Here is a 1,413-nt window from a genome sequence, read left to right on the forward strand (position 1 = left end):
TAGTACTCCAGCCGCACTTTCGTGTACTTGTTTTCGCTGGCCAGACGACGTCATTGCGGGGTTCCTGATAGGACTTGATCTGTCCACTATAGACTCCCAGGCTTGTGGGTGTTGAGGACGTTTCGGGTTGGGCGGCGGGGCTGGACGACCTGATGGCGCGCATCGCCGGCCGGTTTCGGCGGGTGGAGCCGCGCCGGCGTGCACGTGCGTACCTGCTGGGTCTGTTGTCACCGCTTGCAGGCAAGAACGGGTGGACTCTTGCAGAGGCCGCTGGGGAGAACACACCGGACGGGATGCAGCGGCTGCTCAACGACGCGGCATGGGACGCCGAGGCTGTGCGCGACGATCTGCGCGGGTACGTGCATGAGCACCTCGGCGATCCGGCCGGGATTTTGGTGGTCGACGAGACCGGCTTCGTGAAGAAAGGCGTCAAGTCCGCTGGCGTGCAGCGTCAGTATTCGGGCACGGCTGGGCGGACGGAGAACTGCCAGCTCGGCGTCTTCCTGGCCTACGTAACCCAGCACGGACGTACCCTGGTCGATCGCGAGCTTTACCTGCCTCAGGGCTGGTGCGACGATCCGGCGCGGCGGGCCGAGGCCGCGATACCCGAGAAGGTGCGGTTCGCGACCAAACCGGCGCTCGGACTCGCGATGCTGCGCCGGGCGATCGACGCCGGACTGCCCGCCCGCTGGGTGACCGCGGACGAGGCCTACGGCAAAGACAGCAAGTTCCGGCTCTGGCTGCAGCAAAATCGCATGGCCTATGTCCTTGCCGTGGCCTGCAATCAGAAGATCCCTACCGAGGGCGGTAGCGCCCGCGCAGACCAGCTCGCGGTCGCCGCTCCTGCCCGAGCGTGGAAGCGGCGCAGCTGTGGCGATGGTGCGAAAGGTCCGCGTCTTTTCGACTGGGCCGTGGCCACGCTGCCCGACACTGGCACCGCCGATCACGGCTTCGCCCGCTGGCTGCTGATCCGCCGATCACTCGCCGATCCCACCGAGCTGGCCTACTACCTATGCTACGGACCCGAGGACACCGACGACGAGCAGCTGATCCGCGTGGCTGGCGCCCGTTGGGCGATCGAGGAGTGCTTCCAGACTGCCAAAGGACAAGTCGGCCTCGATGAATATCAGGTCCGCCGCTACGACGCCTGGTACCGGCACATGACGCTCGCCATGTGCGCGCACGCGTTCCTCACCGTCACCGCGAAGCATGCAAAAAGGGGCACTCCGATCGGGACGGACTCGTCCCGATCAGCCTCGCCGAGGTTCGACGTCTCCTGGCACACCTGATCACCCGGAAGCGAACCCGCGATCATGTCAATCGATGGTCATGGTGGCGTCGCCGACACCAGTACCGAGCCAAAACAAGCCACTACCAGCGAAGACTCAACCTCAGCCAAGTGCGGCTGGAGTA

General features: G+C 65.3%; 1 protein-coding gene. It reads left to right on the plus strand.

Annotated features, from left to right (window positions below):
* Positions 1-152 precede the first annotated feature (152 nt).
* Positions 153-1,289: an IS701 family transposase gene (locus AB0M47_RS42745; RefSeq protein WP_363424776.1), complete on the plus strand. Its 1,137-nt coding sequence runs from the start codon at positions 153-155 to the stop codon at positions 1,287-1,289.
* Positions 1,290-1,413: the final 124 nt, after the last annotated feature.

The sequence above is a fragment of the Hamadaea sp. NPDC051192 genome, assembly GCF_040682475.1.
Taxonomy (GTDB): Bacteria; Actinomycetota; Actinomycetes; order Mycobacteriales; family Micromonosporaceae; genus Hamadaea; species Hamadaea flava.